The sequence below is a fragment of the Thalassotalea eurytherma genome, assembly GCF_030161415.1.
Lineage (GTDB): Bacteria > Pseudomonadota > Gammaproteobacteria > Enterobacterales > Alteromonadaceae > Thalassotalea_G > Thalassotalea_G eurytherma.
Window position 1 is genome coordinate 75,429 of record NZ_BSSU01000001.1, and the last position, 24,527, is coordinate 99,955.

The following is a 24,527-nucleotide window of genomic DNA, read 5'->3' on the forward strand; positions in this document are numbered from 1 at the left end:
AAATTGATCTAGATGTTAGCGTACTTTCGTTTTATCAATTACGCTGTTTATGGATAAACCTTTTAACTAATCAATTAATGAATAGGAATAGCAATGATAACTTCTGTACCTCAAGTCGTTTTTAAAACTCGTGTTCGCAATGATGAGTTAGGCGGCCCGAACCCTTTTGAATGGAAAGATTTAACCACCGCTGAGGTGTTTGCCAATAAGAATGTTGTTATATTCTCATTGCCGGGAGCCTTTACACCTACCTGTTCAACATCACACCTGCCTCGTTACGAAGAGCTCTATGAAGAGTTCAAACAACAGGGTGTTGATCAAGTTGTTTGTATATCAGTTAATGATGCGTTTGTTATGTATCAATGGGGTTTAAGCCAGAAAGCGAAGAACGTTTTTCTATTACCAGATGGTAACGGCGAATTTACGCGTAAAATGGGGATGCTAGTAGATAAATCTAATCTAGGTTTTGGTATGCGTAGTTGGCGTTATGCTATGTATGTTGAAAATGGTGAGATTAAAAAACTATTCAGTGAATCTGGCTATGAGGATAATTGTCCGACAGACCCATTCGACGTAACAGATGCCGATACAATGTTGGCGTATTTAAAGTCTCGTTAAACATTTAAAAATCAGCAGACTACCTGGCGGTTGTTCCTCTTTCTCTTATAAACAGATGACGGGAGAAAGTGTTGAAACAGGCTGTTGTTTGGCAATTGATTGATGAAGTATTTCTACTTCTTTTTCAATTTGTTTATAGTCTTTTACAAAGCTCACTGCAAAGCTTGCTGTGAGCTTTGTTTTGTCGCCTGATAGTGTCGTTATAGTGTGGCTGTCAATTTGCTTTTTCAGATTTTTTACTCTATCTATCGCAACATCTCGCGATGTAAACGGCATAAAAATAAAAAACTCCTCACCACTTAGCCTGCCAACAATATCGCTTTCTCTAACATAGTTAGTTGTTAGCTGAGCGATTTGGTTTAACGCTAAATCACCTGTTAAATAGCCAAAACGCTGATTGAGCAGTTTAAAGTTATCCAAATCAAAAAGCACAATGGCATGAGGTTGGTTTTTAACAAGTTTGGCTACAGATTTTGATTTTTTTAGAGCTGCGCGCCTCGTGTATAGATGCGTTAAATCATCAAAATCAGTTGGTTTGGTTTGCTTTCTATTGAAAATTAAAGTGATGCTAATAAACACACTGACAAAGATGCCAAAAATAATAATACTTCTATTATTAAAGGTTTTTTCTTCTGAATTAAGCGTATTTTCTGTTACGTCAGAGATTAATGCGTTTTGAGATACTTGTGCGATAGCTTGTCGAAGAGACGAGTCTTGTGCTTTGTTTATTTTTTCTTGCCATAGTTGTTGAAATTCAATGATCTGATTACTTAACTCGTTGTGATCTAAACTTTGATATCGAGCAAGAAAATAAGGCAAATATTCTTGTTTATAATCTTCATCGGTTACTTGGTTTTCTAAGTCATCAACAAAGTCTTCAACACATGATGTTTTGTTGAGCTCTAAGCATATTGTGGCGCGGATGATGGCAAGCTTGCCTGAATTGGCGTAGTTTTTAAAAGATTGATATTCAGGGAGTAGCTTTTCTGCATATACAAAAGCCTGCTGATAGTCTTGAGTGGCGAAGTAAAGCTGGAGTTTTAGCACGTTTATCAATGATTCATGCAGTCGTTTGTCACCAGAAAAGTTTTCAATTAGGTCTAAGTAGTACTGACTATCATCGACTCGCCCTAAAGTAAGGTAATCTAGAGATTGATGATAGGTATCTACTAATAGGTAGTGTGGACCATAGGTACTTTTATATAAACTTAGTAACTCTTGGCCTAAATTTGTTGCAAGGCCCAATTCTCCTTCTTGAATGAATAAATTATAAATAGCGTCTAAAGGGATTTTTTTAATGAGTAGATCTACTGAATCGATCACTGATTTGTGGATATTAAGCAATTTTTGATATTGTTCTATCGGTGTTAGTTGCTCGCAATAACTGACATTTTGAACAAGAATATTAGTTTTGATGTACGGATGAACGTCGTTTAGGCCTTCTTCAATACTTTTACTATATAAATCACAACCTTTAATCATTTCAGACGGATTACTTTCACTGGTATAGATATCACCGAGTGTTAGATAAAAGATTGCCCGGCTCTCTACTTGGCTTGCTTGTTCAATACTTGGCCTAAATGCTTCTAATAATGTTTTAGACTGCGCTCTATTTAAATTGCAGTAGTCTTCGAAGTTTGCTTTGCCAATTAATAACCAAATAAGCTCATCCTTGGTTTTAGAACTATGTTGGATTTCGTTTTCAATATTTTTCAAATCATTTTTAATTGAACAGAACTTTTGCTGAAAAGTGGCTGTTCTAATTTGTTCCGTTAAGTTGCTTTGTGCTGCACTAGGGAAAGCAGTAAAAATTGAAATAATAAGAACAAAGAAATTAATAGGGAATAACACAACTACAACTAAAATTTTATGCGTAATGTCCGCATACTGAAGGATATCTCTGCCGTTTTCAACTCTTAGGCATAGAAAGTAGATAGTCTACGCGTTTTGTTTTAAAGTGTGGTTCGAAATCGGATTTTGTCGTCATTATAGTGAAGTTGTCATAATGTTTATCCGCTATTGCTTAGCATGTAGCTTATTTATTTTTTCGTCTTTTATACAAGCGAATTCATCGCTCGTTAATACCGTTATCAAGGCCAATTATGCAGAACACTATTGTGCTATCGGTTCTAAAATGTCGGCTATTGATCAAGCAATTGAATCTCAACAGGCTATGAGTAATGAACTAGCTTGGTTAAGTATTGGAAAGGCTGCTTATCTTGAGTATTGCCTTGGAGAAAGTTCCGAGCAGAAGGCCTTGTTAACTTCGGTTACGCAAAGTAGCGTTGAGAATATATCGTCTGAGGCTAAATCTACCGCTTATACTCACCTTGGCGATTTTCTCATTGAACATGAAGGCCGCCAAGAAGATGCGTGTCATTTATTTTATCTTGCTAAAGGTGATAATTTTCAAGGTTTAACCTATTACACGCGTCATCGTATTGAACTGATGTTGCTGCTTTATTGTGACAACCAAGACCCTATTGATATGTATAAAAAGCTTTTGGATAAAAAAGCGGAAACAGAAAAAATAGGTGATGACTTTCTTTCGCGCAAAGTGCTCGATACGCTTTATTACTTTTTTATTCAAAACGATGAGATGTATTTAGCAACGAATGCTTCAAAAGAGCTCCTGCAAAAATATAAACATACTTTTAGTAATAGTGAATTGGCGCTAGCCTACTATTTGCTGAGTATAGATAGCCTATTGATCGGTAACTTTGACGATAGTAAAAAATATGGTGATGAATTCGCTACTTTGGTTTCTCGTCATAAATTGAGCAATTATGAATATTTAATTAATGTTGTGTATTTGCAGTATTATTTTTCGACACAAGCATATGAAAAAGCATATCGCTATGCCCAGCGATTAGCGCCGATGTTGTCTACTATCCAGCAATTTAACGAAACAGGAAAAATCAACATTATATACGCATCGGTATGTTTTGAGCTTAATAACCGTGAATGTGTTGACGGCTTCATCAATAACTTATCAACATTAACCACTAAACAAGATCAAGATTCACTGCTGTTAAGGGCGCTTTTACTCAAGGTTGAAGCAGAAAAGCAAGGAAACATGGCACTATTAGCGTCGATAAAAACACTTGAAAGTAATTGGCAAAAAAAGCTCTATGATAAACAGGATTCATTATTACTCGTGCAAATCAATGAACTGGCACAAGCATCAATGAAAACACAACAAAGAGCTCAAAGCATTAAAGCAAGTAAGCTTGACGTAGAACAAGATGTTTTACTTATTTTACTAACTTTATGTGGTGTTATCACCTTCAGTATCTTATGGTTTTTACACCGTAGGCAGCAGAAAAATGCACTCGATCCCGTCACCAAAGTATTAAGCAGAAAGGCTGGTTTCTTGCAGTTTCAATCTCAAGGAAAACCAATCGAAGGCAAAACACATGCTTTTATTTTATTCTCGCTAGACAATTATGAAAGCATAAAAGATCAATACGGTTATCAACAAGCAGACGCAGTCCTAAAACAGCTAGTTATCATTGCTAAAAAAGCCGTCAGAAGGGGAGATCTCATTGCACGTGTTGGCAACGAGACTTTTGGTATCATGTTAATCAATAGCACTAAGGCGATTGCTTATAAAGTGGAAAGTAAACTTACAGATAAAGTAAACAGTGCAAGCTTCTTTATTGATAAAAACACGTCATTGAAAAGTTCGTTGCTTACCGGCACATCGTTTAACAGTGACGGTGACAATGGCTTTATCACAAGTTTCAAGCAAGCCGATGAAACTATGCAAGCGCTAGCTATCAATAAACCTGCACTAGCATCTCATTAACGAGAAAAGTCTTTTGTTTCCAGGTAAAGCAGATTTTCAATGCCACACATTTTTAGGTGTAAAAAGAGGAAATGACCCGATCATCATTATGCTCAAAATATCGCCTATAGGAGTGATGATTTGCAAAGCCAGCTTAGTATCATGAGTGCGACACAGGAAATTAGCTATTTACCAAGTATCGTAGGCCATCAGTCTCAACTCATTCCTCTACAGATACAAGAACTTGCCAGTTTACCAACCCCTACCGAGAATATTTGTCTCGTTTATAAACCGAGTATGGCGAGTGGTTTGTTAAGCCAGTTCGTTACTAAGTTATCTCCAAATGATATGTAAATTATGATTCATATTTTACAGGGGTAAACTATAGTTAATATAGGCAAAGGGAGGCGCCTGACGTTTGGTTGTTAGTAAATTGTCCAACCAGTGATTTTTATATTGCTGTTTGACAATAAAACTAGCATTATTTGTGTCCCTTTTTATTTTGTTAAAAATTTGTAAATAGCAATGCCTGAAAGAAGTGTTATTGAACCTAAACAACTACGAAGTCAACAAACTCAGCGAAAGCTATTAGACGCACTTCATGCCTGTTTAGAGGAGAAGTTTTTCGAACATATTTCGATAAAAGAATTAGCTGCCAAGGCAGGAGTGTCGGTTGGAACCTTTTATCGTCGATTTAAAGATAAAGAGTCGTTGTTACCTTTGTTATACCAAGATTTTGGCAATGACTTAGAGCAGTGGGTTATGCAACTTGAAAACCAATTGTTTAACTCGTTAGACGAAGCGGTTAACCAAATGTCATCTCAAACCTTAGGGTTTTTAATTGATAATAAAAGTGTATTTAGAACACTGCATTTAAACTCTCGATTACATTCGCAGCTTCTAGATACTGACAAAGATGTTGATCGGAGCGAGATTTATCAACGGCTTTCAAATATTTTGTTACGCTACAAAGATGAAATGACAGCAGAAAATCCAAGTCAGTCAGCAAATATGGTTGTGTTTGTTTTAATTAACACCTTACTAGAAAAAGTGCTTTATCCAACATTAACACCCGCAATAGCCAGTGAACTTCAGGCAAACGACTTTTCACAAGCTTTACCTAAAATGTTGCTAAGCTATTTAAAAAACTAACTAAAAGGCAAGGTCCACTGGAGTTAACATGAAATATATCCTTATTATCACTATGTTGATTAGTGTGCTTTTTCACCCTATTGCTTCTGCTGATTCGAGTAAACATGTTGAATTTTTAAACACTAAACCTGCCAATGAGAAATTACCTTTTTCTGAAGCCGTTCGTGTTGGTGATACTGTCTATTTGTCAGGGCAAATAGGGATTGATCCAAAAACAGGCAAGCTTGCTAAAGGTGGCTTTAAAGCTGAAGCGCGCCAAACACTAACCAATATCAAAGCCACCCTGACTAAATATGGTTATGGTACTGAAAACGTTGTTAAGTGCTTAGTGATGCTAACGGATATAAATGATTTCTCAGCATTCAATGATATTTATACCGACTTCTTTAAGCCGCCATACCCTGCGAGAAGTGCCTTTGCGACAAGTGAACTTGCATTGGGTTCTTTAGTTGAGGTTGAATGCATTGCTGTAGCTCCCTAATGTTAATTTTTAGTAGGTAACCAATGACCAGATATTTGATTTTATTTCGAGGTATTAATGTCGGTGGCAATAATTTGATTGCCATGAAATCGTTAAAGCAAATATTAACGAATGCTGGCTTTGCTAACGTACAAACGTACATTCAAAGTGGCAATGTGTTACTTGAGGCGAACAACAACCCTGCACAAACGATACATGATCTTGTCTTAAGTAATTTTTCTGTTGATGCTGATTTAATGGTGTTAACCAAGGAAGAGTTTGAGTCAAGTATTGCCAATAATCCATTTTCTGAATTTGAAGGTAAAACCGTTCACTTTTATTTTTGTCACCAGGAAATAGATATTAACCATGATCATGTCGAGAAGTTTATTAAAGCGAGTGAACAGCTTTTAGTTTCAGGTAAGGTGTTATTTCTGCACGCTCCAGAAGGTATTGGGCGTTCTAAGTTAGTTGCCAATATTGAAAAGTGTTTAGGGCAAGCAGGTACAGGTAGAAATTTAAATACGGTGAAAAAAATACACACGATGTTTGGTAACGCTTAATGTTAATGCGTTTGATTGCTTGTTTATTGTTAATAGTAACCTGTTCTAGTCTTGCAAATGAAAGTAAAGCGTTAGAAATTTCAAAAGTTGTTGATGGTATTTATCAGCACACCTCATATCAACATGTTGAAGGTTATGGGCAAGTTGGCTCTCACGGCTTGATTTTGATTGAGGGGAAGAATGCTTACCTAGTTGATACACCATGGACAAATCAAGATACCCAAGCACTTTATCAGTGGCTCATCGATAAAGGTCTCACATTAGTCGCTAGTATTTCGACTCACGCTCACCAAGATCGAACAGGTGGTTTAGGCTATTTAAATGAACAAGGTATAAACACGCTTGTGTTTGATAAAACGCAGTCGATATTGCGCAACGAAAATAAAACGTTAGCCAAAACCTCTTTTTCTTCAAATGAGTATCAATTGTTAAAAGGCCGAATTGAATTGTTTTACCCAGGAGCTGGCCATGCTAAAGATAATGTAGTCGTTTATTTTCCTAAGGAAAAATTATTATTTGGTGGGTGCCTTGTACGAAGTGGTAATTGGAAAACATTAGGCAATACCGCAGATGCTGATATTGATGAATGGGCACAAAGTATAACGCGGGTGCAGCGTCGTTATCCAAATATCGACATCGTTATACCGGGCCATGGAAAAATGGGCGATCAGCAATTGCTAGATCACACCATTTCATTAGTACATCAATATCAAAATAAACATTAAAGCTTAGGGTCAAACATCGCTTTTAGTTCATTGGCAAAGCTGACAAATTTCTCTTTGATAGTGCGTCTGATTTGCACCTTTACTGAGCCAAGCCACATGTTTCCTTTAATAACGATTGTTGGTGATTGGCGTGTCGAAATAGATGGCGCTTTATTTTCTATACTGCCCATAAAGCAGAATGCTTCACAAACAACATTGACCCCTTCTGGCACATAAATAACACTTTCTCCTAAGATACAATCTAGATTTAACGTCACATGTTGGTAGCTAAACTCTGCATCCGTAAAATCTAAAACATCTGAGCCTAATATGTTCGTGCTATTAATTTCTTGAGGAACCTGCCAACGACCGCTTCGTTCATTCTTGCTCAAAATTGTTTTTAGTTTTAACGATTCACTACTAGGGCTTTTGGTGTAATTAATGCTAAAACTTTCGTCTTTTTGCTGTTTAAAAGAAGAGTCTGCTTGCATTGGTAAGTCGGCTGCAAGATCAACTATTTTTTGGTGATCATCACTAGCCATTGCATCATCAAGGCGGCGCTCAAATGCCTCCGCTGATATGACACCACGACTGTAATTGTAAATTAGCTTATCAATTACTTCTTCTCTTACTTGTTCTATTGGTCGGTCTTCTAGTGTTACGCTAGTCATTTTCTATTACCCTATTATATTTTTGATGTCCGTTTACTGTGAATGGCATCACAAGCTTTACCTTAGGCGTAAGTAAAGCAATTAACAAACCAAAATATTTTGTTTTTTAAAATCAGTGCCTTAGTTTGTTGTTTGGTGGTGGAGGTAGTGCTTTTTATCAATTAATAGTGAAGATGACACACAAAAGTCATCAAAATAACCATACCTAAAACTATTTTTCGTGCGCGTTAATTTCAATTTTTAGCGACACTTTTGCCCTTGTTTTAACGTCTGGTACATAAATCATTGAATCGCTATTTCATGATATGATGGCAATAAACAAAGATATAGCTGTAAGAGTATTATCATGGAGCTCACTAGAGATTGCGTTCAAGCACTTTTACAATCATTGTTAAAAGATCGCACGGTAGAAATTACCGAATCACTGCAGTCTTTATGGAGTGGTTATGGTCAAATATTTCGCTGTTACAGCAACGCGTTAGGTGCATCATATGTTGTTAAAATGGTGTCTCCCCCAACAGAAATTAACCACCCTCGAGGTTGGAACACCGATATCAGTCATCGTCGTAAGCTTATATCTTACGACGTAGAAAGTCGTTTTTATCAAAACGTCGCAAACACCACAGATAGTTTTTGCAAGGTGCCTAAGTTACTCGCAAGCCATCAAACAGATGAATACACCTTACTTGTTTTGGAAGATCTTGATGACTTAGGCTTCGATGTGCGTATAGACGAGCAACGAGGCAATGCGCTAGTCTTGGCACTGCGATGGTTAGCTTATTTCCATGCAAAATTTTCCCAAACAAAAGTAGATGGCCTTTGGGATACTGGCAGCTACTGGCATTTAGCGACAAGACAAGATGAATGGAACACAATGCCCGATGGTGAATTAAAACAGATGGCAAGTGCTATTGATAAGCGATTGAATCAGGCAAATTTTAAAACCTTAATTCATGGTGACGCTAAGTTCGCTAACTTTTGCTTTCATCATCAAGGTAATGATATTGCAGCGGTTGATTTCCAATATGTTGGTTATGGCTCGCCAGTTAAAGATTTAGCCTACCTTGTTGCGGGTTGCTTATCTGAACAACAGCTCGAAACGCAAGAATCATTTGTACTATCAACCTATTTAACTTATTTACAACAAGCCTTCGAATTCTATGATATTAAAACTGATTTCAATCAAATTACAGATGAAATCAGAACGTTATACTGTTTCGGTTGGGCTGACTTCTATCGCTTTCTTGTCGGTTGGAACCCGCAAAGTCACAAAATGAGCCAGTACATGAAAAATCAAACACAACGCTGTTTGTCTCTTTTGCGAGAAGAAAACTAACCTGCTTTGTTTAGTCGCAAAATACCTTTTTTCAAAGCTCTTACAACGTCATTTAGCTGCGCTGTAGACAATTCAGTTTCCTGAGCACCACTGCGTGTTTCTGTTCCAATATTAGCGATTTCTTCTACTTGTGCCGATACTTGCTGGGTTGCTGCTGAGGATATTTGAGCATTTAATTGATTTATTTCTGTGATAACACCACTAATCGTCTTTAAAGGGCTGCCAACCGTGCTCACTTCATCAACACTCGTATTCATTCTAGATTGACTAAGCTCCATACTTTTTTGTGTTTCCTGAGTCGCTTGTTGTAACGCGGAGATAATAGTATGAATTTGGTTTGTTTGTACTTGCGTTCTTTGAGCTAAATTTCTCACCTCATCAGCGACAACAACACAACCTCTGCCATGTTCACCAGCGCGTGCAGCTTCAATTGCAGCATTTAGCGTCAATAAGTTTTGTTTGTTCAGCTATTTCAATAATAGCAGTTGATACCTGGCTGATATTGTTACTGTCTTCTATCAATTTATTTAAGGCAAGTTGGGAATGATTGGACTCTTGTTCCATTTCATTCATCACATGTTCTAGTTGAGCTAGCAGTTTTTGACTATGTGCCGCTTGAGCATCTGCTTTCTCTGCCGACAAAGAAGCATGTTCAGCGTTACTATCTTTGTATTTTGCAACATTTGTGGTATCTGTCATTGATTGAGCGATGTTTCCAATGCCGTATGATTTGATTTCTATCTTTTTATCTAATTCGTTAGATAATTAAGTGTGTCATCAGGAAAATCTGAAAATAAACCGTCAACGGCGACTTGCTTGAATAATAAATCTAAAAGCTCATGTTTATTTAGAGAAAAAGGCAAATCGTCTCGGCGATAGGTGTAAGGATGGATCATCAGGCTAGATTGTTTTGCCAATAACGCAAATGGCGTAGTGTTACCGTTTTTATCAATAAGTTGTGGTATCCAAGGGCCAATTCCCTGCGCTACTTTTGCTATTTCCTTTAAGCCTTGTTTGGATTTTAAGTATTGATAGTCTGTTGGTGATTCTTGCCAACTATTTTCACCAATTAGCTGTATAAGCTTTACCTTTGCACCTAGCTCTTGTCGAATACGTTTTAATTCATCAAAGTCAAAACATTGCAGAAAGATCGCTGCTTTAGCATGATCAAGTTGATACTTTCTTAGTGTGTTTAGCACAATTGCACTGATATCTGCACCTTGCGCTTTATGCCATGCTGGCGCCTTTATTTCGGGGTAGAAGCCAACCTGTTTGTTAAATTGGCGGTTGAGTTGGTTTATTAATTCTATTTGTTCTTCAAATGTCGCTATTTTAAAATCAGCATTACCTTGATAGCGATTAGGGTAAACCGCTTTGCCATTGAGATTTTTGCGCTCATTAACGGTCAATGTTTTTAGCTCAGCCAATGTGAAGTCAAACGCATAAAAGCGCCCATCTTTTCGCATTCTGTTTGGATATATGTCAGCGACATTGGTCACTGTATCTATGTGGATATCATGTAACACAACAGGCACTAAGTCTTTGGTTAAAACGAGATCTTGTTCAATATAATCAGCACCTTGTGCATGAGCTAATGTAGCTGCAGCTACGGTATGCTCAGGCAAATACCCTGAAGCTCCGCGGTGAGCAATAACGATAGGATCAGCCAAGCTGTTAAAGCTAAAGGCTAAAACCCAACATGTTAATAAAATTGATTTCACGTACTTTTCCTTTCGTAAAACGCCTATTTTGACGTAAATAGATGTCAGCTTTATTACGGCTAAATCAATTATGTTTAGCTTGTTATCTTTGGTTTTTTTATTGAAAATATCAATGGATTACTAATAAAGAGTCAATGGAATGAAGTCATTTGTTTTTTGTGTTTACTTACTGCTAACTGTCAGTGTTGGGGTTGCTGCTAGCGATAAAATTATCCCGCCTAAATTAATTGAAAACCTAAACTCAACGCAAACCAAAGAAACATCTAGTTATTCTCGGTTAGAAGGCTGGGTTTATATGGCGTATATGGTCAATGAACAAGGTCGTGCCGATCATATTGCGGTTATTGCCCATTCACATAATGATAAATTTATACCAGCATCGATAAGTTATTTAGAAAACTTGCGCTTTGAACCTGCTACGGTGAATGGCCAAGCAACAAGCTACCTGCAAAAGTATTTTATGCGTCATAAAAAGAGTTTTGCTGAAAACTCAAATGAGGGCATTACGACCTATTTTCAAAAAAAATATAATCAAGCTGACCAACATATTAATCGCGGAAAACTGGCTGATAGCGAACAGCTACTGCGCGATTTAGTTGAAACGAACACGAAAAACTTAACGGAACAAGCGCTTGCCGCTTGGTTGTTATCAAAGCACTTTTTTAAAGCCAAAAATTGGACTCAATATCGAGATCATATGCTAGACGCTTTTTATTTAAGAGAGCATTTACCTGCGGAGTTGGCAATCAAAGCGACGCAAAATTTACTGGATTGGCAGATTTATAAAAAGCTATATAGCGATGCCTTAATGACAATGGCAGAGTTAACGTTGGTCGCCGAGGGTAATATTAATACGAAATCAATTGCTCAATCGATGGTTGAATTAAATCAGGCATTAGAGAAACCCGTCATAAATACGCGTTCAACCATTTCACCAGGAGCGTTATGGCAACATCGATTACAAAAACAAAACCTTTCTATTACGCCGATAAATGGCGAACTAAGTTTTGTCGAAGTGCGCTGTGCCAATGGTCGGTTTGTTCAATCAGCAAAAGGCTTTAATAATTTATCTTTGGGTGATGAATTAGGTCATTGCTTTGTCTTTGTTGGCGCAACGAAAGAGACTAATATCTCAATTATTGAAACGGGGAAAGTGCGTCAATAAGCGATTACTTTACAGGTTAGTTTTCTTCTACTACTTTTCTTAAAAAGGAATTTTTAACCCTCGTTAAGGAATAACGATATGAAACTAGCCAAAAGTTTGGGTGGCATGGCGGCCGCCTACCTATTTTTAAATACGACAACTCACGCAGGTATTATCCTTCAAGAAGACTTTGAAGATAACATTTACCCTTATCAAGTGACACAAGAGTCTTTATTGGATTTAAGCAATAACGACTATTTTGGACGGGTAGCGCAAAATCAATTGCCTGCAAATATTAACTTTGTAAATGTTCAAGGAAGTCATTTTTTTGCAGTGCAAGATACCGACGGTGCATTACCAAATGCCGTTGATAGCGTGCGTTTGTCTTGGCAAAATATTGATATTAGTAACTGGCAAAACCTCATGCTTTCTTGGTTTATAGCTGAAGATGATAGTAGCGATGGTCAAGAAGATATTGATACATCAACGCTATTTGAAATCAGTGCTCAAATAGACAAAGGGGGATTTAGCTCAATATTTTCAGTAAGGTCGGCTGATGGAACCAATAGTCAACCAGCCGTTGATACAGATTTTGATGGTGTAGGTGATGGCGTTGAAATCACAGATGCCTTTCAACAGTTTTCATATAATTTAGCTGTTGGTCAGATCTTAGATATAGCGGTGGTTTTTGAAAACTTTGATGCTGGTGACGAAGACTTTGCCTTTGACCAACTTACATTAAGTGGTGATCCTCGGCTGAGCCCTGTTAATGTGCCAGAGCCTTCAACCAATATTTTGTTGGCTGGTGCAGTTTTTGGCATGTTTTCTTATAGACGCCTGTTAAAAAATAGACAATATGGTCGTTGAATTTATAATTCACTCAAGATAAGTGCCGCACTGTCTATTTTTGACGTTTGAAGGTTATATACTCTCTCCATCGCTTAGGACGTTGAACATCAATAAACTTGAACGCTTTATTGACTGCTAATGCCATGGAAGACGCCGATGATTGTTAATCAGATAATTAACACACTCATTAAATCATTAAAAAAGTCAGCGATTGCTGGCTTTTTTTGCTTTTTACCCCTTAATTAACTCTGTTTCCATACTCAACTATTCCACTTTTTCGTCTTTACGACGAACAAAAAAATAATAACAGTGGGCTTGCTTTTGCGCTAAGTGATGTGTGTTTTTAAACGTATGTTTGAAGTTTCACTTGATGTTGCTCATTTGTTATTCAATGATGACTAGAAAATGTGCTAAAAAATATTTGCGCCAAGTAATAGTCATTCCATGCCAATTGTTCTTGATACAACACACTTAACAGGAAAAATTGGTTATAACCGAGTAAACAATAAAAAATATAAGCCTTATTTAAAAGGGTAAATTGCAACAGTCGAGGAATTATAATGTCTGATAGGTATGATTTTGTTATCGTCGGTGGGGGCTCTGCAGGCTGCACATTGGCTGGCCGACTAACTGAAAATCCAAATGTTAGCGTGTGTTTGTTAGAAGCAGGTGGCCCTGACACAAGCCCGCTTGTTCATGCGCCAATGGGGGTAGCAGCCATGCTACCAACAAAAATTAATAACTGGGCTTTTGAAACGGTTCCTCAGCCCGGTCTCAATGGTCGCAAAGGCTACCAACCGCGAGGTAAAACCTTAGGAGGCAGCTCTTCTACTAATGCTATGTTATACGTACGTGGTGCACACTATGACTACGATCAATGGGCAGCGTTAGGAAATAATGGTTGGCGTTATGATGATGTCTTACCTTATTTTAAAAAATCAGAAAATAATGAGCGTTTAACTGATGAGTTTCATGGTACTGAAGGTCCGTTGCATGTCTCCGATGCAACCGATGCCAGCCCACTAAATGATTTGTTTTTACAAGCGTGTCAAGCAAATGGTATCCCTCACTCTTCCGACTATAATGGCGCAGAACAAGAGGGTTGTTTTATGTATCAACGTACCATCAAAGATGGTGAGCGTTGGAGTGCAGCCAAGGCCTACTTGACGCCTAACTTATCTCGTCCTAATTTAACGGTGATCACTCACGCACTAACTGAAAAAGTGATTATCGACAATGGTCGAGCGGTCGGTGTGCGTTACAGCATTAAAGGGCAAGGTTACGAAGTTTTTGCAGATAAAGAGGTCTTGTTAAGTGCAGGTGCTTTTGGTTCGCCACAAATTATGATGTTGTCTGGGTTAGGCCCTAAAGAGCATTTACAAAGTCACCAAATTGATGTCATTCAAGATATGCCCGGTGTTGGACAAAACTTACAAGATCACATCGATTATGTTCAAACCTTTAAAGTCGAAGCGAGTGAGGATACGTTTGGCCTAAGTCTCACTGGCAGTGTGCATCTGGTTAAAGAAATTCTTAAATGGAAAAAATCACGCACAGGCAAGGTAACCACATCCGTTGCTGAATCTGGTGCTTTTTATAAAACGAATGATGATGTGCCGGCTGCCGATGTTCAGCTCATTTGGGTGCCAGGTATTGTCGATAATCATGCTCGTACAATAAATCTAGGGCATGGCCATAGTTGCCATATTACCTTGTTACGCCCTGAATCGCGTGGTGAAGTAAAGCTAAAGTCTGCTAACCCGAGCGATTCATTAGCGATTGATCCTAACTTTTTTGATGATCCACGTGATATGGAAGTGCTCATTGATGGTGCGCAACGCATGCAACAAATTTTAGAATCTGAGCCGCTGTCGGCTATAAATAAAAAGATGCTTTACCCTGTTGGTTTAGGTGATAGAAAAACAATGGAGGATGAAATTCGTAACCGTGCAGACACTCAATACCACCCAGTGGGCACCTGTAAAATGGGTACTCAAGATGATGAGATGGCGGTGGTTGATGAGCAGTTGAAAGTTTATGGTGTTGAAGGTTTACGTGTTGTGGATGCGTCAATTATGCCTAATTTAATCAGCGGAAACACTAATGCACCAACAATTATGATCGGCGAAAAAGCAGCTGATATGATAAAGAACGATTATCAATTCTAGTTGCATAAAATAGACAAGTTGTGCATCGAGGCTAAGGAATAAAACCCCTTAGCCTTTTTTATGGGGTGTTATTTAGGTAATGCTTTTGTAGAACATTGCAACCCTTGCCATTTCAAATAGGTTAAATCGTTAATCTTGTGTTATTTTTATGGGAAGACTTTGTTGTGCTGGAAGCTATCTAAATGAAATACCTAACGATTATTTTGATCATATTCACGGCTTGGGCGAGTACCGCGCATGCAGAAGATATTACTGATAATCAAGATGCAAACGTGAAAAAGGAATTTAAAGTAAAGCCTATTGAAGACGTTGAATTTGAATGGCCTGAATGGGGTTTAGCTGCACTAGTGAGAAATGCATCTATCCCATATTCGGTGGATTTTGGTGTTGAAGATACAACCGTAACCTCGTTCTTACCTATGATGTTTTATAACGGTGAATATGTATTCCTTCAGGGTACAGAAGGTGGTCTTCATATCATTAATGAACCTAAGCACGAAGTAAACTTTATTATTAGAAACCATTTCATCGACATTCCGTCTTCATTGCAAAACTCTATTGGCGGAGACACCACTGATTTTGGTTTTCAGTATAAATATCAATGGAACGACAATGTCTTTACTGCCATTGATTTGATGACCGATCCTGAAGGTACCATTCATAGTATTGGCCGTGTTGGTGGTCGATACGAAAATGGCGATTGGCTACTACAACCTGAATTGTCGTTGAGCTGGCGAAGTGCTGAATATAACAGTTTGTATTATAACCTTAGCGATGAACGTATTGGCGCGGGTGTTGATACCGAAGTAGGCATTGCCGCTCGTTATCATTGGTTTGATAATTTATATTTACTTGGAGGCGCCTATGCATCTTACCTTAGCGGTAACGCGCGTGAGTCAGCTTCAATTAATGACGATTGGCAAACTGAATTTTACCTTGGTTTTGGTTTGTTTAATAATGTTGATAAGAAATATGAAGAACCCCTGGGGCTTCCTAAGTATGTTCGCGTTGCTCATGGTTGGGCAACGCCATCAAATATTGGCGATATTCTTAGGTTTAATCGTGTTAAAGATGAATACAACAACCAGCTTACCTCGGTGTTTTATGGACACCCATTAACCGATGAGTTATTTGGTGCGCCCTTACAAATTTATTTGACGCCAGGTTTAGTTTGGCATTGGTCGTCAGATGTACAAGATAGCTTACAAGAAGCAGTGATGGCGATTAAAGTCTACTACACCTTTGATTGGTCGGTTAGAACACGTATTGGCTTTGCCGAAGGTGTTTCCTATATTAATGAGCTTACTTACATCGAACAAACAGAAATGGATGACAAGGGTTACCAAGGCAGTGAGTGGCTCAATTACTTAGATTTTTCGCTAGATATTAACCTTGGTGACTTGTTTAATGCTAGTAGCATGAAAGATGTTTGGCTTGGTTATAGTATCCATCATCGATCAGCAATATTTGAGTCGGCTTCGCAATTTGGCCGAATCAAAGGCGGTAGTAACTACAACACGGTTTATTTACAGTTTGATTTTTAAATCAAGCCGCGGGCTATTTGGTATTTGAATAGCCCGCGATTGGTTAAATTGTCTCTTAAAAAAATCTAAAAAACTCACGGGGCGGTAGTTTTTCTGTAATAACTTGATTGGAAGACTCAACAAGCTCCTTCACCCAAACATCAATGATCTTTTTTAACCCTTCATCGACAGTCAGCTTATCTAAATCGATCGCACGGTAAGTAGGAAACGCTCGATCTGCGATGGTGGCAATAACTTCGTTGTCAACAGAATCAGTAATGATGACTTCAAAGGCTAAATAAGGTGTTGTCACTGATTCCACCATCAAAGAGCTCCCTGGAATAGGCACAGCTAAAGATGTTAAGTAGGCTGATGGTTCATTGAATACGATTTCAGTTATTGCTATCTCGATTATCATGGTATGACCTTGTGGGCTATCAACTAACGCTAATTTTCGTTTGCCGTCGAAATGCGCAAGAGACTCGCGCAGCGATTGGTTAAAATAGTCAGCAAGCTTTGCAACACGATTATCGTAACTTTCAGCGGATAATGTACTGGCTTTTAGAAATTTTTTTCGTACTTCTTGGTTGATATACCCTAAATTAATCGGCTTTAGATGAATGTTTTCATATTTTCCGTAGTCGCTTTGCAACTCCCATGCATGCTTCCAAGGCTGTCCTAAGTGCTTTGCCTTGTTCTCTTGGGTATCAATACCTACATTTTTCAAAAACTGAGATGGTTCGAGCGTTTCGTTTGCTTTTAGTAAAGCGCAACTTGTTAGCAATAGGCCGATGCTAACAATAACAATCTTTGCAAGTAAAGAACGGTACTTTGCTGTTTTTGAGCTTGTCATGTAATTGATTTGTCTCACCGCAAACTAAACCACTAAGTAATAGCTTAACTATAACAAGCTTTTGCAAGAAGAGAAGCTTGATAAATAAGCTTATTTTAATTGCAGATATGTAATAAAGTAAGTGTCTTATCAATAGGCTAGCTTACAAATATAAATAGAGAGTTATTGATCGTAAATAGCGAGCTGCTCAGGCCAAAAGATTGTCATTTTAGAAAAAACACGTTAGTTTGTGGCAAGGAATATTTATAAGAAAAATGAAGATTATGAGCAGTTATTTTTCTGTGGGTAGTGGTTGGATGATCCCAATTACCAGAGCACTAGAAAGTTGGAATATAGAGTTGTCTGATGTCATGCGAGAGTGCGATGTACGTCAAGAAGACTTTGTTGATCAGGAATCTAGGCTGTCAGCAGAAAAAACTGTATTGATCATGGACTTTTGTAACACCTTCGCTAACCGCCACGACTTTTCTATTGCTATTGCCCAAGCATTTCATCCAGGCATGTTTCATGCGTTAGGCTATGCAATGATGTCTTCTGATACCTTGCTAGATGCATTTTCTCGAATCGCTAGATATAAACGTGTGGTCTCTAATACTTGTACCTTAAAGTTAGAGACTCGTGGTGAGAATATGCACTTTTTAATGGATGTCATCGCTTATGATGACTCTGGCAGAGCGGTATTAAGCCACGATTGTATTTTTAGTTTTTTGGGTACTATTACGCAGTTTGCTCGAGAAACATTAAAAAGTGACTATAGCCCTTTAGCGGTTCACCTTAATTGGCCTAAACCTAATTATGATACTCAGTTTCTTAACGACTATTTTCAATGTGAGATTTTCTTTGATAGTGATGAAATCAGTTTAGTTTATGATGAAGAAACACTGTCAAAACAACTTATTGGTCGTAACCCATTACTCACACAAAGCCATGAAAAGTTACTCGATGAATACCTTTCTAGACTAGATAGAACAGATGTAGAACAGTTGGTTCGTAATCGTATTTATGAAATGTTGCCATTAGGAACCCCTTCTCAATCAGAGATCGCTTCTCATTTAGGGATGAGCCTAAGGAACTTGCAGCGACGCCTCCACGAGAAAAATACCTGTTTTCGAGACATTTTAGAGCATACCCGCCGAAAGCTAGCTTTAGAGTATATTTTACAAAGCCACCTCTCGTTTAATGAGATAGGTTATTTAGTAGGGTTCTCAAATATCGGGAATTTTAATCGCGCTTTTAAACGTTGGACGGGTGTTACGCCAGGTGTTTATCGCAAACAACAACGCTCTGTATTTAAGGCTGCTCAATAAACAAACTAAGATATGGATTTGATGATTAGCTTTTGGCGGAGTTAATCATTTTTATAATGCAGTAATTAATCAATAATTCTAAGAAATGTTGTGTCAAAGTAAGCGTAATTGTTAGCGAACCTACACACAATACGCCCACAAGAGGGCAAGTATGGGGAAATTTATGGAAAACAATCAAGACTTACAAAGGTTAGACTACTTATTAGATCAACAAAAAGTCGCCTTTAATGCACAGCCATTTTTATCGTATGAAGAGAGAATTTCAGATCTGAATACGCTTAAAAATATGGTTTTAGACAACCAAAGTGCATTGATCGACGCAATGAAAGAGGATTTTGGCAACCGCTCTGCTGATGACTCTAAAATTGGTGACATCTTAACAACGGTTGCGGGTATTCATTACGCTAAGAAAAAATTAAAAAAATGGATGAAACCTCAACGTCGCCATGTTGGTATTCTATTTCAACCAGCAAGTGCTCGAGTTGAATATCAGCCCTTAGGTACCATCGGTATTATGGTGCCCTGGAACTATCCTTTGTTTTTGGCACTTGGCCCGCTTACTACAGCATTAGCTGCAGGTAACCGCGCTATGATAAAAATGTCAGAGTTTACGCCGAAAACAACGCAGGTATTATCGCAACTATGTGCAAAATACTTCAATGAAGACAAGGTGGCCATTATTGATGGTGACGCCAGTGTTGCTGCTAAATTCTCGTCGTTAAATTTTGATCATCTCTTTTTTACCGGTTCAACAAATGTTGGCAAATTGGTCATGCGCGCAGCAAGTGAAAACTTAACGCCAGTTACACTTGAGCTTGGCGGTAAATCACCAGCGATTATTGCACCAGATATGTCAATTAAAACCGCCATTGCACGATTAATGTTAGGTAAAACGCTAAATTCAGGGCAAACCTGTGTAGCGCCAGACTACATTTTTGTACCGCGTGGGAAAAGTGGTGAAGTGGTTGAAGAGCTTCGAGCCCTATTTAATCAAATGTTTCCTACGGTTGATAACAATAATGACTATACGAGTGTTGTAAATGATGGGCAATACAATCGCCTTATGGGTTTATTGCAAGATGCAAAAGAAAAAGGTGCGAAAATTACAGCGCTGGGTCAAAACCCTCATTGCGATAAAACACGCCAACTTCCGTTAACGGCCATTGAAAATGTCACCGAAGAAATGACGGTAATGCAACAAGAAATTTTCGGACCGCTATTACCTATCATTGAATACGAGACAGTAGATGATGCAATCGCTTATATACAGCGTCATGAGCGCCCATTAGCCTTGTATATTTATAGTTTTGATAAGCAAATACAGCGTCATATTTTAGCCAATACACACTCTGGTGGTGTTTGTATTAATGAAGCAGCATTTCATGTCGCCGTAGAAGATTTGCCGTTTGGCGGCGTGGGTCATTCGGGTATGGGGAATTATCATGGAGTCGAAGGCTTCAAAACTTTTTCTCATGCAAAAGCAATTTTAAGTCGAGGCAAAATTAGTTTAACTAGTCTACTTTTCCCGCCTTACGGTAAATCATTGCACAACCTAGTATATAAACTCTTTATTCGATAAAAATGCAGGAAAATATAATGACAACTGCAAATTCATTACAACATAAAAGTATTGCCGATTTCGTTGAATCGACATTACAAACGTATTCAGAAAAACCAGCATATGCTTGTTTAGGACAAACATTAACTTTTGGCGAGATTGAAGAAAAATCGCGTGCTTTGGCGTGTTTTTTACAGCAACACCCTGAGCTGCAACCAGGCGATCGTATTGCCATTCAATTGCCTAATTTGATTCAATACCCGATAGCAGCGTACGCAGCGTTTAGAGCCGGTTTAGTGATTGTAAATACCAACCCTCTTTATACGCCCCCTGAAATGCAACATCAGTTTAAAGACTCTGGTGCTAAAGCATTGATCATTCTACAAGACTTATTACCGAAATTTGATGCAATTAAAGCGCAAACGGATATTGACTTAGTGATTGCGACATCAGCGCCAGACTTGCTAACTAATGATTTAGCAGACGCGCCTGATGGTTGTATGAGCTTGAATCAAATTCTGAAGGAGTTTGCAAATCAAGATTTGGCAGAACGCTCTTTGGTATCGTTAGATGACAATTGTGTATTGCAATATACCGGTGGTACTACTGGTGTATCCAAAGGCGCCTGTTTAAGCCATGGCAATATTTTATCTAACGCATTGCAAGTTCATGAGCGTCTAAAAGTAAAACTCATTGACGGTGAAGAGGTCTTCATTTGCCCTCTACCGCTTTATCATATTTACGCCTTTACGGTGAACATGATGATGATGTTCTCAAATGGTAATCTAAATGTGCTGATTCCGAATCCTCGCGATATTGACGGTTTTGTTGACGCTATAGCGCCATTTAAATTTACAGCGTTCTCTGGCATCAACACGCTATTTGTCGGTTTAGCGCATCATGAAAAATTTAAATCATTAGATTTCTCTAAATTTAAGTTTACTGTGTCTGGCGGCACTGCTTTAACGTCATCAGCGGTTGATGTTTGGCGCACTGTTACAGGGTGTTCTATTACCGAAGGTTATGGTTTATCTGAGACCTCGCCAGTATTGTGTTTAAACACGCCGGATCACGAAATACTGGGTACTGTGGGTCAGCCTTTAATCGATACTGAAATTCAATTGTGGGATGAAAACAATAACCAAGTAGAAGAAGGTGAAATTGTAGCCCGTGGACCACAAGTGATGAGTGGTTATTGGAACATGCCTGAGGAAACGGCCAAAGTGATGAATGACGGCTTTTTCAAAACAGGTGATGTTGGGGTGCGTTTACCAACGGGTGAAATTAAAATCGTTGATCGCTTAAAAGACATGATTATTGTCTCAGGCTTCAATGTTTATCCGAATGAAGTTGAAGATGTCTTAACTAAGCATCCGAAAATTTTAGAGGCTGCAGTTGTTGGTGAGCAAGATGAAAAGTCAGGTGAAAAGGTTTGCGCATATATTACGGTGGCCGATGAATTACCATCAGAACAGGTAATTGCTCACTGTCGAGATCATCTAACCGCATATAAAATACCGAAAAAGGTTGTCGTTTTAGACGAATTACCAAAATCGACTGTAGGTAAAATACTGAGAAGAGAACTACGTAAATAAGACGTTTATCCCTATTTAAAAGCGACCTTAATGGTCGTTTTTAACTCAATGGCGCTAAATGATGCAGGTTAGTTAAATTGCTTTATTTTAAAGGGATGAGAGCGCTTTATCGTGGCTAATCGTTTTGCCAATTGTACTGGATCGAAGGGCTTAGTAATCACATCTTCCATGCCAATAGCTAGGCATTTTTGCCTAGTAACCTCTTGCACATCGGCGGTTAATCCAACAACGGGAATATTGTCTGTAGTGTTACATTGCTTAATCGCCACTGTCGCTTCAAAACCATCCATTACCGGCATATGTAGATCCATCAAAATTAGATCGTAAGATTTAGTTTTTAGCTGTTTTACAGCAACCTCACCGTTTTCAGCTATATCAACATTTACCTTGAAGTTCTCGAGGGTTTTCTGTGCAACCAGTTGGTTCATCGGTGCATCTTCAACAAGCAATACTTGTAAGCCTGATAAATCAATTGACTCCCACGGTGCTGGGCTTTCGTCTTGCTGAGTTGGCGTGTTGGCAAGTAACAACACACGAGAAACCTGACTTGGTAAAAATGGAGAAGCAATAGAATGAACGTTGTCTAGTGTATATGGCACCGTTGATAATGGCTGAAATTGTTGATGAATAATGCACACTTGTAAAAAGTGCTCACCTAATTTTTCAAATTGACTTTTCGTTAAGCGATTAACAAAAACTTGTTCAATAAATAATATCGAAGCATTAATGGTTGTTGCACTGTAAAGCTCTTCAAAAGAGTGATAAATACTATAGCGGGGAGCTTTTATCAGCTTTAGTACATGGCAAAGTTGTGCTGCCATATCAGAAGCGGAGCCTAGAATGCTGATATCTTTAACGTCTTTAATCGCGAAGTCTTGCAGCGTTTTCGACGATTGCATCTTCATTGGTAAATGCACAGAAAATGTAGAGCCGTGATTAAGCTTGGCATTAATGGTTAACTTCCCTGACAGCAACTGACAAAGCTTTTGAGTGATGGTCAAGCCAAGCCCTATACCACCATATTGGCGTTTACTTGAGCTATCTGCTTGCTCAAACGGATGAAGAATTTTTTCAATCTGATCCTGTGCTATTCCAATCCCAGTATCTTGAATATCAAAACGTATTTTTTGAGTAGAGTGGTCAGCATGAATCGATAAGATGATACTGCCTTGATGGGTATATTTAATGGCATTGTTAGCAAGATTGGTTAAAATCTGCTTGAGGCGCACTTCGTCAGTTGAAAAATAGACAGGACAGTCATCATCTATTTTGATTAACAAGCTCAAGTACTTGCTTTGGCATTGTTCAGCCATCAATGCATTTAAGTATTGAGCAACGTTTTCGATATTGCATGGTTGTATGTTTAAAGACAGGTGACCGCCATCGATATTTGATAGATCGGAGATATCATCAAATAAGCTCAACAGCACTTTTGCAGCGTCTTGCGCGTTTTGTACGTATTGTTGCTGAACCTTTTCTAAACGTGTTGATTGCAATAGATTATTAAAGCCAATTATCGCGTTTAAAGGCGTACGCACTTCGTGATGTGTGTTGGCAATAAATTGGCTTTTGGCTAAGTTTGACTGCTCTGCTTTTATTTGAAGCTTTTCCCGTTGAATAGTTTCGTCTTCTAGCAATTCAATATGGACACTAATCTCTTGGAATATTTCGTTAATACTGTGTGTTAGTTGCTCGATTTCATAGACCGTTGGTTGGGTTTTTAATTCGGTAAAGTACTCAACATCTTGTAGGTATTTTTTTGTTTCAATATTGAGTTTTTCTAGCGGTTTAGCGAGTCTACTTCTGAAAACAACAGTGATAAATACCATCGCTAAGATGTTAATACTGAGCATGGTTATTACAATCAGAAAAAGCTCATTGATATCTGATTTGATTTTTCTATAGTGCTGATTAATGCGGTTTTCAAAAAACGACTGGTAGCCATCTAAGAAGCTGTTAAAGGCTGTTAAAGAATCTAGATAGTGCTGAGAAATTAGCGTGCTTTGCGCTTCTTGCTGGGCTTGTGAACCTTGCTTTTTTTGTTTGATTGCGTTTTGTTCAGTGCGAATAATATTTTCTGAAAGCACTATCACTTCAGCAAGTAAAGAGAGTTCATGTTGCGTGAACTCTTGTCGTTTTAGTAGTTCAAAATCCGAAATGTAATGGCCAACATATTTGCGCGCCTTATGCTGGCTAGATTGTGGGAAATAAGGGACTAATGTTTCCAGGCTACGAGCTTTATCACCGCGTGATTCATCTAATAATTGTACGTACTGCTGTAAAGCATAGCCGTCGTTCTGGGAAACAAAACGTCTTGCATAGGTTGCTAATAAAAAGCGGTTCTCTTTAAGTTGTTCTACTAAATAGTCGGCAGCATATTGTTTGTTCTTTAAGTTTTCAAGGGACGTAACACTGGAAGAGTAATGACTAAACGCATATATCACTGTGCCCATCAATGAAGCACAGCAAATAAAGGTAAGTGAAAACAATGTCGATAGTTTCATCAAGTGACCCCCAA

The 24,527-nt window shown here is 38.3% G+C and carries 19 protein-coding genes and 2 pseudogenes; 15 read left to right on the forward strand and 6 right to left on the reverse strand.

Annotated features, from left to right (window positions below):
* Window positions 1-93: 93 nt before the first annotated feature.
* A pseudogene (locus QQK02_RS00350) lies at window positions 94-606 on the forward strand (redoxin family protein); the annotation flags it as partial.
* Window positions 607-663: 57 nt separating this feature from the next.
* Here QQK02_RS00350 and QQK02_RS00355 read toward each other — a convergent pair.
* A complete protein-coding gene (locus tag QQK02_RS00355; protein WP_284205934.1) occupies window positions 664-2,469 on the reverse strand; it encodes a GGDEF domain-containing protein in 1,806 nt (601 codons plus the stop codon).
* Between the two features lie 154 nt (window positions 2,470-2,623).
* On the opposite strand from QQK02_RS00355, the gene QQK02_RS00360 reads away from it, so the two are divergent.
* From QQK02_RS00360 to bla, 6 genes are all read left to right on the forward strand, one after another.
* Window positions 2,624-4,426: a diguanylate cyclase domain-containing protein gene (locus QQK02_RS00360; RefSeq protein WP_284205935.1), complete on the forward strand. Its 1,803-nt coding sequence runs from the start codon at window positions 2,624-2,626 to the stop codon at window positions 4,424-4,426.
* Window positions 4,427-4,546: 120 nt separating this feature from the next.
* The gene (locus tag QQK02_RS00365; RefSeq protein ID WP_284205936.1) at window positions 4,547-4,759 is read left to right on the forward strand and encodes a hypothetical protein; all 213 of its coding nucleotides are present in this window, start codon (window positions 4,547-4,549) and stop codon (window positions 4,757-4,759) included.
* Between the two features lie 171 nt (window positions 4,760-4,930).
* Entirely contained in the window at window positions 4,931-5,557 is a 627-nt protein-coding gene (locus QQK02_RS00370; protein ID WP_284205937.1) for a TetR/AcrR family transcriptional regulator, read from the forward strand.
* A 28-nt stretch (window positions 5,558-5,585) separates the two neighbouring features.
* Window positions 5,586-6,038 (forward strand): RidA family protein, encoded by a 453-nt coding sequence (locus QQK02_RS00375; protein WP_284205938.1) that lies wholly within the window; start codon window positions 5,586-5,588, stop codon window positions 6,036-6,038.
* Window positions 6,039-6,061: 23 nt separating this feature from the next.
* Entirely contained in the window at window positions 6,062-6,580 is a 519-nt protein-coding gene (locus QQK02_RS00380) for a DUF1697 domain-containing protein (protein ID WP_284205939.1), read from the forward strand.
* On the forward strand, window positions 6,580-7,305 hold the full coding sequence (bla, locus tag QQK02_RS00385; RefSeq protein WP_284205940.1) for a subclass B1 metallo-beta-lactamase: 726 nt from the start codon (window positions 6,580-6,582) through the stop codon (window positions 7,303-7,305). The genes QQK02_RS00380 and bla overlap by 1 nt, the downstream gene beginning before the upstream one ends.
* On the opposite strand, the gene QQK02_RS00390 is transcribed toward bla, so the two are convergent.
* Window positions 7,302-7,955 (reverse strand): LiaF domain-containing protein, encoded by a 654-nt coding sequence (locus tag QQK02_RS00390; protein WP_284205941.1) that lies wholly within the window; start codon window positions 7,953-7,955, stop codon window positions 7,302-7,304. The genes bla and QQK02_RS00390 overlap by 4 nt on opposite strands.
* 346 nt (window positions 7,956-8,301) lie before the next feature.
* On the opposite strand from QQK02_RS00390, the gene QQK02_RS00395 reads away from it, so the two are divergent.
* Window positions 8,302-9,291 (forward strand): phosphotransferase, encoded by a 990-nt coding sequence (locus QQK02_RS00395; protein WP_284205943.1) that lies wholly within the window; start codon window positions 8,302-8,304, stop codon window positions 9,289-9,291.
* Here the strand turns inward: QQK02_RS00395 and QQK02_RS00400 are convergent.
* Window positions 9,288-9,840, reverse strand: a pseudogene (locus tag QQK02_RS00400) (methyl-accepting chemotaxis protein); the annotation flags it as partial. The gene QQK02_RS00395 and the pseudogene QQK02_RS00400 overlap by 4 nt on opposite strands.
* A gap of 200 nt (window positions 9,841-10,040) precedes the next feature.
* On the reverse strand, window positions 10,041-11,012 hold the full coding sequence (glpQ, locus tag QQK02_RS00410; RefSeq protein ID WP_284205946.1) for a glycerophosphodiester phosphodiesterase: 972 nt from the start codon (window positions 11,010-11,012) through the stop codon (window positions 10,041-10,043).
* Window positions 11,013-11,151: 139 nt separating this feature from the next.
* Between glpQ and QQK02_RS00415 the strand changes: the two genes are divergently transcribed.
* From QQK02_RS00415 to QQK02_RS00430, 4 genes are all read left to right on the forward strand, one after another.
* Window positions 11,152-12,177 (forward strand): energy transducer TonB, encoded by a 1,026-nt coding sequence (locus tag QQK02_RS00415; RefSeq protein WP_284205947.1) that lies wholly within the window; start codon window positions 11,152-11,154, stop codon window positions 12,175-12,177.
* 78 nt (window positions 12,178-12,255) lie between these two features.
* On the forward strand, window positions 12,256-13,023 hold the full coding sequence (locus QQK02_RS00420; RefSeq protein WP_284205948.1) for a hypothetical protein: 768 nt from the start codon (window positions 12,256-12,258) through the stop codon (window positions 13,021-13,023).
* Window positions 13,024-13,565: 542 nt separating this feature from the next.
* Complete coding sequence (locus QQK02_RS00425) at window positions 13,566-15,173, forward strand: GMC family oxidoreductase (protein WP_284205949.1); 1,608 nt, start codon at window positions 13,566-13,568, stop codon at window positions 15,171-15,173.
* A gap of 182 nt (window positions 15,174-15,355) precedes the next feature.
* Window positions 15,356-16,717, forward strand: coding sequence for a MipA/OmpV family protein (locus QQK02_RS00430; RefSeq protein WP_284205950.1), 1,362 nt, complete (start codon window positions 15,356-15,358; stop codon window positions 16,715-16,717).
* A gap of 55 nt (window positions 16,718-16,772) precedes the next feature.
* Here QQK02_RS00430 and QQK02_RS00435 read toward each other — a convergent pair whose 3' ends face one another.
* Window positions 16,773-17,549 (reverse strand): DUF3313 family protein, encoded by a 777-nt coding sequence (locus QQK02_RS00435; protein ID WP_284205951.1) that lies wholly within the window; start codon window positions 17,547-17,549, stop codon window positions 16,773-16,775.
* A 263-nt stretch (window positions 17,550-17,812) separates the two neighbouring features.
* Between QQK02_RS00435 and QQK02_RS00440 the strand changes: the two genes are divergently transcribed.
* The 3 genes from QQK02_RS00440 (at window position 17,813) to QQK02_RS00450 (ending at window position 22,009) form a co-directional block, all read left to right on the forward strand.
* Window positions 17,813-18,856, forward strand: coding sequence for an AraC family transcriptional regulator (locus QQK02_RS00440; protein WP_284205952.1), 1,044 nt, complete (start codon window positions 17,813-17,815; stop codon window positions 18,854-18,856).
* A 163-nt stretch (window positions 18,857-19,019) separates the two neighbouring features.
* Entirely contained in the window at window positions 19,020-20,435 is a 1,416-nt protein-coding gene (locus QQK02_RS00445; RefSeq protein ID WP_284205953.1) for a coniferyl aldehyde dehydrogenase, read from the forward strand.
* A 17-nt stretch (window positions 20,436-20,452) separates the two neighbouring features.
* Window positions 20,453-22,009: an AMP-binding protein gene (locus QQK02_RS00450; protein WP_284205954.1), complete on the forward strand. Its 1,557-nt coding sequence runs from the start codon at window positions 20,453-20,455 to the stop codon at window positions 22,007-22,009.
* 68 nt (window positions 22,010-22,077) lie between these two features.
* Here the strand turns inward: QQK02_RS00450 and QQK02_RS00455 are convergent, their stop codons facing one another.
* A complete protein-coding gene (locus tag QQK02_RS00455; protein WP_284205955.1) occupies window positions 22,078-24,513 on the reverse strand; it encodes an ATP-binding protein in 2,436 nt (811 codons plus the stop codon).
* Between the last annotated feature and the right edge of the window lie 14 nt (window positions 24,514-24,527).